At 72.9% G+C, this 13,189-nt stretch carries 10 protein-coding genes; 6 read left to right on the plus strand and 4 right to left on the minus strand.

The genetic code is table 11. The annotated features are described in order from the left end of the window. Window positions 1–10 precede the first annotated feature (10 nt). Complete coding sequence (gene argG, locus BJ971_RS09405; RefSeq protein ID WP_184991667.1) at window positions 11–1,261, plus strand: argininosuccinate synthase; 1,251 nt, start codon at window positions 11–13, stop codon at window positions 1,259–1,261. A 13-nt stretch (window positions 1,262–1,274) separates the two neighbouring features. On the opposite strand, the gene dapE is transcribed toward argG, so the two are convergent. Next, window positions 1,275–2,342 (minus strand): succinyl-diaminopimelate desuccinylase, encoded by a 1,068-nt coding sequence (gene dapE, locus BJ971_RS09410; protein ID WP_184991669.1) that lies wholly within the window; start codon window positions 2,340–2,342, stop codon window positions 1,275–1,277. A gap of 69 nt (window positions 2,343–2,411) precedes the next feature. Here dapE and argH point away from each other — a divergent pair, with 69 nt between their 5' ends. Next, a complete protein-coding gene (gene argH / locus BJ971_RS09415; protein WP_239087340.1) occupies window positions 2,412–3,842 on the plus strand; it encodes an argininosuccinate lyase in 1,431 nt (476 codons plus the stop codon). A 22-nt stretch (window positions 3,843–3,864) separates the two neighbouring features. Here the strand turns inward: argH and BJ971_RS09420 are convergent, their stop codons facing one another. After that, window positions 3,865–4,788, minus strand: coding sequence for a sulfite exporter TauE/SafE family protein (locus BJ971_RS09420; RefSeq protein ID WP_184991671.1), 924 nt, complete (start codon window positions 4,786–4,788; stop codon window positions 3,865–3,867). A 319-nt stretch (window positions 4,789–5,107) separates the two neighbouring features. Here BJ971_RS09420 and BJ971_RS09425 point away from each other — a divergent pair, with 319 nt between their 5' ends. Continuing rightward, window positions 5,108–6,121, plus strand: coding sequence for a LysR family transcriptional regulator (locus tag BJ971_RS09425; RefSeq protein ID WP_184991673.1), 1,014 nt, complete (start codon window positions 5,108–5,110; stop codon window positions 6,119–6,121). Window positions 6,122–6,203: 82 nt separating this feature from the next. Further along, window positions 6,204–7,565: a chloride channel protein gene (locus tag BJ971_RS09430; RefSeq protein ID WP_184991675.1), complete on the plus strand. Its 1,362-nt coding sequence runs from the start codon at window positions 6,204–6,206 to the stop codon at window positions 7,563–7,565. 23 nt (window positions 7,566–7,588) lie between these two features. Here the strand turns inward: BJ971_RS09430 and glpK (BJ971_RS09435) are convergent, their stop codons facing one another. Together glpK (BJ971_RS09435) and BJ971_RS09440 are read right to left on the minus strand one after the other, a co-directional pair. Next, window positions 7,589–9,097 (minus strand): glycerol kinase GlpK, encoded by a 1,509-nt coding sequence (glpK, locus tag BJ971_RS09435; RefSeq protein WP_184991677.1) that lies wholly within the window; start codon window positions 9,095–9,097, stop codon window positions 7,589–7,591. After that, window positions 9,094–9,861, minus strand: a complete 768-nt coding sequence (locus BJ971_RS09440) for an IclR family transcriptional regulator (protein ID WP_184991679.1) — start codon at window positions 9,859–9,861, stop codon at window positions 9,094–9,096. Before BJ971_RS09440 ends, glpK (BJ971_RS09435) begins: the two co-directional genes overlap by 4 nt. A gap of 85 nt (window positions 9,862–9,946) precedes the next feature. Here BJ971_RS09440 and glpK (BJ971_RS09445) point away from each other — a divergent pair, with 85 nt between their 5' ends. Further along, complete coding sequence (gene glpK / locus BJ971_RS09445; RefSeq protein ID WP_184991681.1) at window positions 9,947–11,434, plus strand: glycerol kinase GlpK; 1,488 nt, start codon at window positions 9,947–9,949, stop codon at window positions 11,432–11,434. Between the two features lie 22 nt (window positions 11,435–11,456). Beyond that, window positions 11,457–13,181: a glycerol-3-phosphate dehydrogenase/oxidase gene (locus tag BJ971_RS09450; RefSeq protein WP_184991683.1), complete on the plus strand. Its 1,725-nt coding sequence runs from the start codon at window positions 11,457–11,459 to the stop codon at window positions 13,179–13,181. Window positions 13,182–13,189: the final 8 nt, after the last annotated feature.

A 13,189-nucleotide genomic window follows, 5' to 3' on the forward strand; every position in this document is an offset into this window, starting at 1 on the left:
GGAAGTTCTGATGAGCAAGCGCAAGATCGTCCTCGCCTTCTCCGGTGGCCTCGACACCTCGTACGCCCTGGTCTGGCTGCGCGAGCAGGGCTGGGAGGTGCTCACCGCCAACATCGACACCGGCGGCCTGCACAGCGGCGAGGGCGACGTCGTCCGTGCCCGCGCGGAGGAGCTCGGCGCGGCCCGGCACTTCGTCATCGACGCCCGCGCGGAGCTGTACTCGCGCGTCGTCACGTACGCGATCAAGGCGAACTACCTGCGCAACGGCGGCTACCCGTCCTGCGTCGGCGCGGAGCGCCTGGTGCAGGCGGAGAAGGTCGTCCAGTGCGCCCTGGAGAACGGCGCGGACGCGATCGCGCACGGCTCCACCGGCGCCGGCGCCGACCACGTGCGCTACGACTCGGTGATCCGCGCACTCGCGCCGCAGATGGAGATCATCACCCCGATCCGCGACGACCGGCTGACCCGCGAGTACGAGCGGGACTTCCTCAAGCAGCACGGCTTCGAGACCAGCGACAAGGTCACCACGTACTCGATCAACGAGGGCCTGATCGGCACCTCCATCGGCGGTAAGGAGACCTACGGCTCCTGGGACTACCTGCCCGAGGACGCGTGGGAGAGCACCAAGGCGATCAAGGACGCGCCGGAGGACGGCGTCGAGCTGATCCTCGGCTTCGAGCGCGGCGAGGTGATCTCCGCTGCCACGCTCGACGGCACCCCGATCGAGGGCACCGGCCCGGGCGCGCCCAACTACGCGATCCTGCGCTCGCTCAACGCGCTCGCCGCCGAGCACGGCGTCGGCCGCGGCATCCACATGGGCTCCACCATGGTCGGCAACCTGGCCCGGGTCGGCTTCGAGGCGCCCGGCATGCTCACGCTGATCGCCGCGCACCGCGAGCTGGAGCGCCTGGTCCTGAGCAACCGCCAGCAGGCGACCAAGGCCACCCTGGGCACCACGTACGGCGACCTACTGCACGAGGCGGTCTACTACGACCCGATCCTGGACGACCTGCGGGCGTTCCTGGACTCCAGCCAGGCCCGGGTCACCGGCGAGGTGCGGGTACGGCTCCAGAAGGGCAACGTCATCCCCCTGGGCAGTCGCAGCCCGCACAGCCTGCTCGACGCGTCGACCCGGCAGGGCGTGGTCTACGGCTACGGCTCGTCGCTGTGGACCGGCGAGCAGGCCCGGGCCTTCGCGCACATGTACGCGATCCCGGGCGCCATCGCCGAGAACGCCGGCCTGGGCGAGCAGAAGCCGTAGGCCTGTTGCCGTGTCAGCGCAGCCAGGCGGCGAGCACCCGCTCGCACTCGCGGAGGTCCGCGGTCGGCAGGTGCTCCTCGTCGGTGTGCGCGAGCAGCGGGTCGCCCGGCCCGTAGTTGACGGCCGGGATGCCCAGGTCGGCGAAGCGGGCCACGTCCGTCCAGCCGAACTTCGGCGCGGGCGGGCGGCCCACTGCGGCCAGGAACTCGGCCGCCGCAGGCTGGTCCAGGCCGGGGCGGGCGCCGGACGCCTGGTCGCGCACCTCGAGCTCGTAGCCGGCGAACACCTCCCGCAGGTGCGCGAGCGCGGCGGGGATGTCCCGGTCGGGCGCGAAGCGGTGGTTGATGTCGACGACGCACTCGTCCGGGATCACGTTGCCGGCGATGCCGCCGGCGATGTTGACGGCGTTGAGGCCCTCGCGGTACTCGAGGCCGTCGACCATGACGGTGCGCGGCTCGTACCGGTTGAGGATGGCGAGCACGTCGCCGGCGGCGTGCACGGCGTTGACGCCGCGCCAGGACCGGGCGGCGTGCGCGGCCTTGCCGGCCAGCGTGATGCGCACCCGCATCGTGCCCTGGCAGCCGCCCTCGACCGTGCCGTTGGACGGCTCGCCGAGGATGGCGAAGTCGCCGGCCAGCCAGTCGGGGTGGTTGCGCACCAGGCGGCCGAGGCCGTTGCGCACCGAGGCGACCTCCTCGTTGTCGTAGAACACGAACGTGAGGTCGTTGCGGGGCTCGGGGACGGTCGCGGCGATGCGCAGCTGGGCGGCGACGCCGCCCTTCATGTCGACGGTGCCGCGGCCGTGCAGGATCTCGTCCGCGCCGGCGCCCGTGGTCCAGGTCGGCAGGTTGTCCTTGATCGGCACGGTGTCGAGGTGGCCGGCGAGCACGATCCGCCGGGCCCGCCCGAGCTGGGTCCGTGCGACGACGGCGTCGCCGTCGCGCAACACCTCGAGGTGGCCGAGCTTGCGCAACGAGGCCTCGACGGCGTCCGCGATCGGGGCCTCATCCCCGCTCACCGAGGGGATGTCACAGAGCGCGCGGGTGAGGGCGACGACATCATCGTGCAGGTCAAGCGTCATGCGGGCGACATTACCGTCCGTCGGTAAGGTCATCCCGACCGAGTAACACTGATCTTGAGGAGTGAGCACGTGCCGGAGACCGAAGGTCCGACCAGGCTGTGGGGTGGCCGTTTCGCCGGCGGACCGGCGGACGCCCTGGCCCGTCTGAGCGTGAGCGTCCACTTCGACTGGCGCCTGGCCCCGTACGACCTGGCCGCTTCCCGGGCACACGCCCGGGTGCTGGCCGGCGCCGGCCTGCTGGACGCCGCGGAGCTGGGCCAGATGCTGGCCGCGCTCGACGATCTCGAGTCGGCGTGCGCGGCGGGGGAGTTCCGCCCCACCGTCGAGGACGAGGACGTGCACACCGCGCTGGAGCGCGGCCTGCTGGAGCGCCTCGGCGCGCTCGGCGGCAAGCTGCGCGCGGGCCGCTCCCGCAACGACCAGGTCGCCACCGACCTGCGCATGTACCTGCGCGACCACGCCCGCGGCGTGGCGGCCGCGGTGGTCGAGCTGGCGGACGCGCTGATGGAGCAGGCGGGCCGGCACGTCGACACGCCCGCGCCGGGCATGACCCACCTCCAGCACGCCCAGCCGGTGAGCTTCGGCCACTGGCTGCTCGCGCACGTGCAGCCGCTGCTGCGCGACCTGGACCGGCTGCGCGACTGGGACGACCGCACGGCGATCTCCCCGCTCGGCTCGGGCGCCCTCGCGGGCTCGTCGCTGCCGCTCGACCCGGGCGCGGTGGCGAAGGAGCTGGGCTTCAAGGCCCCGGCGCAGAACTCGATGGACGCGGTCTCGGACCGCGACTTCGTCGCCGAGTTCCTCTTCATCACCGGCCTGATCGGCGTGCACCTGTCCCGCCTCGGCGAGGAGGTGGTGCTCTGGACCTCGCAGGAGTTCAGCTGGGTGATCCTGGACGACGCGTTCGCCACCGGCTCGTCGATCATGCCGCAGAAGAAGAACGCGGACATCGCGGAGCTGGCCCGGGGCAAGGCCGGCCGGCTGATCGGCGGCCTGGTCGCGGTGCTGACCATGCTCAAGGGCCTGCCGCTGACCTACGACCGCGACATGCAGGAGGACAAGGAGCCGGTCTTCGACGCGGTCGACACGCTCCAGCTGCTGCTGCCCGCCCTGGCGGGCATGATCTCGACGATGACGGTACGCGTCGACAAGCTCGCCGCGGCGGCACCGGTCGGCTTCTCGCTGGCCACGGAGGTGGCGGACTGGCTGGTCCGCAAGCACGTGCCGTTCCGCGACGCCCACGAGATCACCGGCCGCCTGGTGGCGCTCTGCGCGGCCCGCGAGTGCGAGCTGGAGGACGTCTCGGACGACGACCTGAAGACGGTGAGCGAGCACCTGGACCCGTCGGTCCGCGAGGTGCTCAGCGTCCGCTCGGCGCTGGCGGCCCGCACGACGGCGGGCTCGACCGGCCCGGGCCCGGTGGCGGACCAGCTTCAGTCGGCCTCGGACCGGCTCGACTTCTGGCGCGAGTGGTCCATCGAGCGGGTCGTACCCCGCTGACGTTGCCGGTGGCGGCGGGCGGTCAGCCCGCCGCCATGGCCTTCTCGCGGTCGTCGTCGCCGGGTGACTCGGCGACGACCCGGGCGTCCCGGCCGGCGGTGACGCGGCGGAAGACCGCCAGGCCGACCGCGACCAGCACGGCCGCGGCGGAGGCGGCGCCGACCACCGGGGTCGGCACATCGAGCAGCTTCAGGGCGCTGGCCAGCAGCACGATCACCAGTGCCGCGCGGACGATGCCGCCCGGTGCGCGCGAGGAGATGCGGGCGCCGATCAGCACGCCCGGGATCGAGCCGAGCAGGACCGCGGCCGCGATGTCGAGCTTGAGGTCGCCGAAGAGGGCGTGGCCCAGCGCCGCCGAGACGACCAGCGGGATCGCCTGGATCAGGTCGGTGCCGACCAGGTCGTTGGCGCGCAGCTTCGGGTAGAGCGCCAGCAGCGCCACGATGATCAGGGACCCGGAGCCCACCGAGGTCATGCCGACGATCACGCCCCCGACGGCGCCGAGCAGCAGCGTCGGCACGGGCCGGACCCGGATCGGCTCCGGCGGGCCGTCGCCGCCACCCTGCCGGCGGCTCACCCAGACCTTGAGCAGCAGGCCGGCCGCGGCGAGCAGCAGCGCGACGCCGAGCGACACCTTGATCGTGTGCTGGACGGCCGCGTCGTCGCCGAGCAGGCGCAGCAGCAGCACGCCGAGGAACGCGCTCGGGACGCTGCCGGCGCAGAGCCAGCCGACGAGGCGCCAGTTCACCGTGCCGCGGCGGGCGTGCACCCAGCCGCCGAACGGCTTCATCACGGCGCTGGCCGCGAGGTCGCTGGAGACCGCCGCGATCGGGGGTACCCCGAAGACCAGCACCAGGATCGGGGTCATCAGGGCGCCGCCGCCCATGCCGGTGAGGCCGACCACGATGCCGACGCCGAGTCCGGCGAGCGCCAGGGTGAGATCCATCGGACGAGTGTCGGCGAGAATCCCTGCTTTGTCTACTAACTTAGGCGACTTTGTGGAGTTTCCCCCGCCACCGTCCCACGCAGTGAAACGGAGGGTCGTCCCTTTCGTTTTCGGGGCGATCCGGCGCGCCGATGTGACCGCTAACAGCCGATGCGCGGATTTCGTGTTACGGGGGCGTTGCGCCTTGACGACGTGAATGTTAGCGATAACACTGCGAGATACCTATCTATGTATGCGGGGGTCGGTCAAATCGGAGATGACGGCATGAGCGCTCAGTGTCTGACTCACGCCGGCGCCGGAGCGAAGCGGAGGTGACGGCGTGAGCGGTCTGCCTCGACAGCCGGCGCCGGCCGGGCGACGGCCATCGCGGGCCGCGATCCGGGCGCTGCCCGACGCCGTCGGCGGGGCCCGCATCGAGCTGCGCCAGCTGCGCTACCTCGTCACCCTCGCCGAGGAGCTGCACTTCGGCCGCGCCGCCGCCCGCGAGCACATCGTCCCGTCCGCGCTCAGCGCCCAGGTGCAGCGCCTCGAGCGGGCCGTCGGCGTCCTGCTCGTCGACCGCACCACCCGCCACGTCGCGCTGACCGCGGCCGGTGCGCGCTTCCTGATCGAGGCGCGGCAGATCCTCGAGCACGTCGACCGCGCCGCGGTGCTCGCGCAGGGCATGGCGCCGGCCGCGCCCAGCCTGCGCGTCGGCGTCCTGGACGAGGGGTACGACGCCGTGCGCCCGGTGCTGCGCGCGATACAGGCCCGCCACCCGGAGCTGGAGATCCACCAGGTGCTGGCGGGCGTGCCCGAACAGTGCCGCCTGCTCGCCGACGGCCGCCTCGACGTCGGCGTCGGGCGGCTGTCCGGCGCCGCGCCGGACATCGCCGCCGAGATCTTCCGCCTCGACTCGCTCGGCGTCCTGGTCCCGGCCGGGCACCCGTACGCCGGGCTGGCGCACGTGCCGGTGGCCGCGCTGCGCGGCGAGACGCTGCTGCTCGCCGACGAGGAGCAGGCGCCCGAGTTCAACGCCTTCGTCGCCGAGGTGTGCCGCTCCGCGGGCTTCTTCCCGACCCTGTTCACCGGCAGCGTGCAGACGCTGCGCGCGGCCGCGGACCTGGTGACGCAGGGCCGCTGCGTGCTCTGCACCCCGGCGTCCAACGGCGGCGTCTCCTCCGGCCCCGAGCTGACGTGGCGCCCGCTGGGCCCATCGGTGCCGCGTTACCCCTGGTCGATCCTCTGGCGCGCGCAGGACCCCTCCCGCTTCACGCTCGACCTGGTCCGCACGGCCCGCACCCTCTCGGCCGAACAGGGCTGGCGCGCCGCCGCCGGCGAACGCGCCAGCTAGGACAGGCTTTCGTGAGACACCCGGCCGGGCGAGTCCGGATTGTAGGGTGAGACCGCAGACGCGTGGTCGTAGAGGGGGCTCGATGACCGCCGAGAACGAGTCGTACGGTGCGCGGGCCGACCGGATGGACCCGGTCGAACTGATGCGCAGCAGGCAGTATCGGCGGCTCCTGGTCGCCGCGGCGGTCATCGGCCTCGTCGTGTCGTTCGTTTCCTGGGTGTTCCTCGAGGTCGTCAACCTGACGCAGGAATGGGTGTACGTCGGGCTCCCCGAGGTTCTCGGTTTCGACCAGGCGCCGTGGTGGTGGCCGCTGCCGGTGCTCCTGGTCGCGGGGCTGGTCATCGCCTTCGCCGTGACGAGGCTGCCCGGTCGCGGAGGTCATGAGCCGTCGAACGGGCTGACGACGGGCACGCTCACGGCCCCTGACGAGCTGCCGGGCGTCGCCGCCGCGGCGCTGGCCACCCTCGGCCTCGGCCTGGTGCTCGGACCGGAGTCGCCGCTCATGGCCCTTGCCGGAGGGGTTGCGGTGTTCCTCATCCGGTTGTCCCGCGGACAGGTCCCCGACCAGGCCACCCAGGTGCTCGGGGCGGCGGCGAGCTTCGCGGCGCTGGCCACCGTCTTCGGCTCTCCGGTCATCGGCGCGGTGATCGTCCTGGAGGCCGCCGGGCTCGCCGGCGCCACCCTGACGCTGATCCTGCTGCCCGGCCTGATCGCCGCCGGCGTCGGTTCGCTGCTGTTCGTCGGGCTCGGTTCGCTGAGAGGGCTGAGCACCGACGCGTTCTCGATGCCGCCGCTTCACCTGCCGACCTACGCGGTGCCGACCTTCGTCGACCTGCTGTGGACGATCCCGCTCGCGCTGGCCGCGGCGGTCGTCGTCTTCCTGGTGTTCCGGCTCGCGCGGGTGACCAGGCGTGTCGTCGCGGTGCGGCCGTTCCTCTTCTTCCCGGCGGCCGCCCTGCTCGTGGGAGCGCTGGCCATCCTGTTCGCCCAGCTCAGTGGCAGGGGTGCCGGAGCCGTACTGTTCTCGGGCGAAGAGGCGATGGCGGACGTTCTGGAGCAGCAGGACTCCCTGACCCTGGGCCTGTTCGCCCTGCTGCTCGGCTGCAAGGCCCTGGCGTGGGCGATCTCCATGGGCGCGGCCCGCGGCGGCCCGACCTTCCCGGCCATCTTCCTCGGCCTGGTCGGCGGCGTCATGGCCTCGCATTTCCTCAGCGTCACGCAGGCACCCGCGATCGCTGTACTCGTCGGCGCCGCCGTCGTCTCGGTGCTGAGACTTCCGCTGGCTTCGATCGTCCTCGCACTGTTGATGACCCACGGTGGCCCCGGAGAGGCCCCGCTGATCATCGTGGGTGTCGTCGTCGCATACATCGCGACCCTCGCACTGACCCGGCCCACGCCACGCGACGACCCGGAAACCACCCGCGGAGGGCTCGTCGCCGAGTGACGCCACCCCGGCGGCCGGGGGGATCAGGGCGGCCCGGCACCCGGGCGGGGCCGGCTCCAGACGACCGCGCATTCGATGGCGCGCTGCCAGTTCTCGTACTCGCTCGCGCGGTGCCCCGGATCCATGGCGGGCAGCCACTGCCCGGCCCGGTGCCGGTTGTTGCGCAGGTCCTGCAGGTCGGACCAGTAGCCGACGGCGAGGCCGGCCGCGTACGCGGCGCCCAGCGACACCGTCTCGGCGACCATCGGGCGGACCACCGGGACCGCCAGGACATCCGCGACGAACTGCATCAGCAGGTTGTCCGCGGTCATCCCGCCGTCGACGTTGAGCGCCGCGAGCGCCAGCCCGGAGTCGGCGTTCATCGCGTCGACCACGTCGCGGGTCTGCCAGCCGGTCGCCTCCAGGACCGCCCGGGCCAGGTGGCCCTTGGTGATGTAGGAGGTCAGCCCCACGATCACGCCGCGGGCCTCGCTGCGCCAGTACGGCGCCAGCAGCCCGGAGAACGCCGGCACGATGTAGCAGCCGCCGTTGTCGTCGACCGTCCGGGCGAGCGTCTCGATCTCCGAGGCGGTGCCGATCAGCCCGAGGCCGTCGCGTACCCACTGGACCAGCGAGCCGGTGATCGCGATCGAGCCCTCGAGGGCGTAGTGCGCGGGCTCGCCGGCGAGCTGGTACGCGACCGTGCTGACCAGCCCGTGCGTCGAGCGGACCAGCTCCGTGCCGGTGTTGAGCAGCAGGAAGCTCCCGGTGCCGTAGGTGCATTTGGCCTCGCCGGGTGCGAAGCAGGTCTGGCCGAACAGGGCGGCCTGCTGGTCGCCGATCGCGGCGGCGATGGGTACCCCGGGCAGCACGGCGTCGGCGTGGCCGTACACCTCGGAGGAGGAGCGGATCTCGGGGAGCATGGCCCGGGGTATGTCGAAGAAGCCGAGTAGTTCGTCGTCCCATTGCAGGGTGGCGAGGTTCATCAGCATGGTCCGGCTGGCGTTGGTGACGTCGGTGAGGTGCCGGCCGGTGAGGTTCCACAGCAGCCAGCTGTCCATGGTGCCGAACAGCACCTCGCCGCGCTCCGCGCGTACCCGAAGATCCGGGTCGTTGTCGAGCAGCCAGCGCAGGCGGGTCGCGGAGAAGTAGGTCGCCAGGGGCAGGCCGCTGAGCTCCGGCACGATCGCGGCGTCCCCGCGCCGGCCGAGGCGCTCGACCAGCTCGCCCGTCCGGGTGTCCTGCCAGACGACCGCGGGCGCCACCGGCGTGCCGGTGGCGCGGTCCCAGAGCACGGTGGTCTCGCGCTGGTTGGCGATGCCGATCGCCGCGATCTGCTCCGGTCCGGCGCCGGCCTCCCGCAGCGCCCGGGGGATCAGCCGCTGGACGTCGCGCCAGATCCGGGCCGCGTCGTGCTCGACCCAGCCGGGCCTCGGGTACGACTGCGGGTGCTCGCTGCGGACCACGGAGACCACGGTGGCGCGGCGGTCGAACAGGATGCACCGGGTGGAGGTGGTGCCCTGGTCGACGGCGAGGACGTAGCGCTCGCTCAAGGCCGCGGCCCGGCCAGGTCGCGGGAGATCGCCCGGGCGGCGTCGCACACGTGCTCCACCAGCGCGGGCCGGGGCCGGCCCCGGGTGTCGCAGAGCCGCTCGGTGCCGCCGGAGATCCCGATGGCGCCGACCACCAGCCCGCCCGAGGTCCGGACCGGCGCCGCGATCCCGGCCCGGCCCGGCGCCCGCTCCTCGACCGAGAGCCCCCAGCCGCGCGACCGGATCTCGGCGAGCGACCGCGCGAGGTCCCGCGGCGAGCCGACGGTCCGCCGGGTGTACGCGTCCAGCGCGCCCCGGGCGACGGTGTCCGCGGCCACCGGGTCGTAGGCGAGCAGCACCTTGCCCAGCGCGGTCGCGTGCGAGGGGAGCAGGCTGCCCGTGTCCATCGACTGCGCGGAGTCATCGGGCCGGAACACGTGGTGCACCACCATCACGCTCCCGTCGCGCAGCGCGCCGATGCGGACCTCCTCGCCGCTGCGGGAGGCCAGCGTGTCCGCCCAGTCGAGCGCCCGCGATCGCAGCTCGTTGACGTCGAGCCCGCCGGAGCCGAGCTCGAGCAGGCCGCGGCCGAGCCGGTAGCGGGTGGTCCGGGGATCGCGCTCGACGAAACCGATGTGTTCGAGCGTACGCAGGATGCTCTGCGCGGTCGACTTGGCGAGACCGAGAGAGTCCGCGATCTCCTTCACTTTCAGCCGGTCCGGACCGGCCGCCAGCAGCCGGAGCACGGCCGACGAGCGTTCGATGGACTGGATCAGACCCGGCACGTGCGACATTGTCGCACGCTTCGCGTTGACCCCGCCCTGACCGCTTCATAGCGTCGCGGCACGTAGGCGGCAACCGGGAGGACACGTGGCGGAGTTCGTCGGCGCGATCGATCAGGGCACCACCAGCACGCGGTTCATGGTCTTCGACCGGGCCGGCACCGAGATCGGCCGGCACCAGATCGAGCACCGGCAGCTGCTGCCCGGCGCCGGACTGGTCGAGCACGACGCGCTGGAGATCTGGGAGAACACCCGCAAGTGCATCGCGGTCGCGCTCGGCGAGACCGGGCTGGCCCCCGGCGACCTGGCCGCGGTCGGGATCACCAACCAGCGCGAGAGCGTCGTGGTGTGGGACCGCGCGACCGGCCTGCCGTGCCACAACGTGATCGTCTGGCAGGACACCCGCACCGACCGGATTGTCGCCGAGCTCGACCGCGACGGCCGCGGCGACGTGATCCGGGACCGCACCGGCCTGCCGCCGGCCACCTACTTCTCCGCGGCGAAGGTCCAGTGGCTGCTCGACAAGGACCCGGATCTTCGGGTACGCGCGGAGCGCGGCGAGGTGCTGTTCGGCACCATGGACAGCTGGCTGCTGTGGAACCTCACCGGCCGGCACCTCACCGACGTCACCAACGCCAGCCGGACCATGCTGATGAACCTCGCCACCCTGCAATGGGACGACGAACTACTCGGCTTCTTCGACATACCCCGGGCCATGCTCCCCGAGATCCGCTCCTCCTCCGAGGTGTACGGCCACGCCGACGCCGTGCTGCCCGGGGTACCCATCGCCGCCGCGATCGGCGACCAGCAGGCCGCCCTGTTCGGCCAGACCTGCTTCGCACCCGGCGAGGCCAAATGCACCTACGGCACCGGCAACTTCGTCCTGCTCAACACCGGCACCACGCCGGTGCGCTCGACGCACGGGCTGCTCACCACCGTCGGCTACCGCTTCGGCGACCAGCCGCCGGTGTTCGCCCTGGAGGGCTCGATCGCCGCGACCGGCTCCGCCGTGCAGTGGCTGCGCGACCAGCTCGGCATCATCGGTTCCGCCGCCGAGAGCGAGACCCTTGCCGCCCGCGTCGACGACAGCGAGGGCGTCTGCTTCGTGCCGGCCTTCTCCGGGCTGTTCGCGCCGTACTGGCGCTCCGACGCGCGGGGGGCCATCGTCGGGCTGTCCCGCTACCACACCGCCGCGCACATCACCCGGGCCGCGCTCGAGGCCATCTGCTACCAGACCCGCGACGTCGCCGAGGCGATGGCCCGCGACGCCGGCACGTCACCGGACTGCCTCAAGGTGGACGGCGGCGTCACCGCGAACGCGCTCTGCATGCAGCTACAGGCGGACATCCTCGGCGTGCCGGTCAGCCGGCCCGCCGTCGCCGAGACCACCGCGCTTGGCGCGGCGTACGCCGCCGGCCTCGCGGTCGGCCTCTGGCGCTCCACATCGGAGCTACGGGCCAACTGGCGCGAGGACCGGCGATGGCAGCCGGCCTGGTCACCGGACCGGCGCGACGAGGGGTACGCGCGGTGGAAGGCCGCCGTCGACCGCAGCCTCAACTGGGTCAGCGTCAGCTGACACGTATCGAGAAGAGGACTTCATGAACACGGCAGTTATGGCGCCGCAGGCGCGCGAGGCGGCCCTGGCCGCGATGTCGACCGGCGAGGAGCTCGACGTGCTCGTCGTCGGCGGCGGCGTGGTCGGCGCGGGTTGCGCGCTCGACGCGGCCACCCGCGGACTCTCGGTCGGCCTGCTGGAGGCCCGGGACTTCGCCAGCGGCACGTCCAGCCGGTCGAGCAAGCTGATCCACGGCGGCCTGCGCTACCTGGAGATGCTCGACTTCGGCCTGGTCCGCGAGGCGCTGCGCGAACGCGGCCTCCTGGTGCAGCGGCTGGCGCCGCACCTCGTGCGCCCGATCCCGTTCCTCTACCCGCTGCGGCACCGCGCTTGGGAACGGCTCTACGCCGGCGCGGGCGTGCTGCTCTACGACACCCTGGGAATCTCGGGCGGCTTCGGCGCGGGCCTGCCCCGGCACCGCCACCTGAGCCGCGGCGCCGCCCTGCGCGCCTTCCCGGCGATGCGCCCCGATTCGCTGGTCGGCGCGATCCGCTACTACGACGCCCAGGTCGACGACGCCCGGCACACCCTCTTCCTGGCCCGCACCGCGGCGGCGCACGGCGCGCACGTCGCGTCCCGCACCGAGGTAATCGGCTTCCTCCGCGAGGGCCGCCGGGTCGTCGGGGTCCGCGCCCGCGACGCCGAGTCCGGCGCCGAGCTGGAGATCCGGGCCCGCACGGTCATCAACGCGACCGGCGTGTGGACCGACGACATCCAGGCGCTGCTGGCGCAGCGCGGGCAGTTCCACATCACCGCGTCCAAGGGCGTCCACCTGGTCGTGGCGCGCGACCGCATCCCGGCCACCACCGGCATGATCCTGCGTACGGCGACGAGCGTGCTCTTCGTCATCCCGTGGGAGCGGCACTGGATCATCGGCACCACCGACACCCCGTGGGACCTCGACAAGGAGGACCCGGCGGCGTCCGGCCGCGACGTCGACTACCTGCTGGAGGAGGTCAACAAGGCGCTCGTGACCCCGCTGACCCGCGCGGACGTGCAGGGCGTCTACGCCGGCCTGCGCCCGCTGCTGTCGGCCGACGCCGAGCTGACCTCGAAGCTGTCGCGCGAGCACGCCGTGGACACCCCGGCACCCGGCCTGGTCATCATCGCGGGCGGCAAGTACACGACGTACCGGGTGATGGCCCGCGACGCCGTCGACGCCGCGGCGCGCGACCTCACCACGCGGGTGCCGGCCTCGTGCACGGCACAGGTCCCGCTGCTCGGCGCGTCCGGCTACCCGGCGGCCTGGAACCGCCGCGGCGTGCTGGCCCGCCGTACCGGCCTGCACGTCTCCCGGATCGAGCACCTGCTGCACCGCTACGGCACCCTGGTCGACGAGGTACTTGCCCTGATCGAGGCCGACCCGTCGCTCGGCGCACCACTGGACGGCGCCACCGACTACCTGCGCGCCGAGGTGGTCTACGCGGTGACCCACGAGGGCGCCCGGCACCTGGACGACGTCCTCACCCGCCGCACCCGCATCTCCTTCGAGACCCCCGACCGCGGCGTCCGCGCGGCACACGCCGTCGGCCCGCTCATCGCCGGCCCACTCGGCTGGACCGCCCAGGACACCGCACACGAGATCGCCCGCTACGAATCACGGATCGCCGCCGAACGCGCCGCCCAGGAACAGCCCGACGACCACACCGCGGACGCGACCCAGCGCGGCGCCTCGAAGGCGGCATCGCTGGTGGGTGCGGTCGCCTGAGGAGGCCG

This window comes from Amorphoplanes digitatis (assembly GCF_014205335.1).
In the GTDB taxonomy this organism is placed as follows: Bacteria; Actinomycetota; Actinomycetes; order Mycobacteriales; family Micromonosporaceae; genus Actinoplanes; species Actinoplanes digitatus.

Coding starts and splice junctions, on each gene's coding strand:
- argG (WP_184991667.1), top strand. CDS start 11: ATGAGCAAGCGCAAGATCGTCCTCGCCTTCTCCGGTGGCCTCGACACC.
- dapE (WP_184991669.1), bottom strand. CDS start 2,342: ATGACGCTTGACCTGCACGATGATGTCGTCGCCCTCACCCGCGCGCTC.
- BJ971_RS09420 (WP_184991671.1), bottom strand. CDS start 4,788: ATGGATCTCACCCTGGCGCTCGCCGGACTCGGCGTCGGCATCGTGGTC.
- BJ971_RS09430 (WP_184991675.1), top strand. CDS start 6,204: ATGACCGCCGAGAACGAGTCGTACGGTGCGCGGGCCGACCGGATGGAC.
- BJ971_RS09450 (WP_184991683.1), top strand. CDS start 11,457: ATGAACACGGCAGTTATGGCGCCGCAGGCGCGCGAGGCGGCCCTGGCC.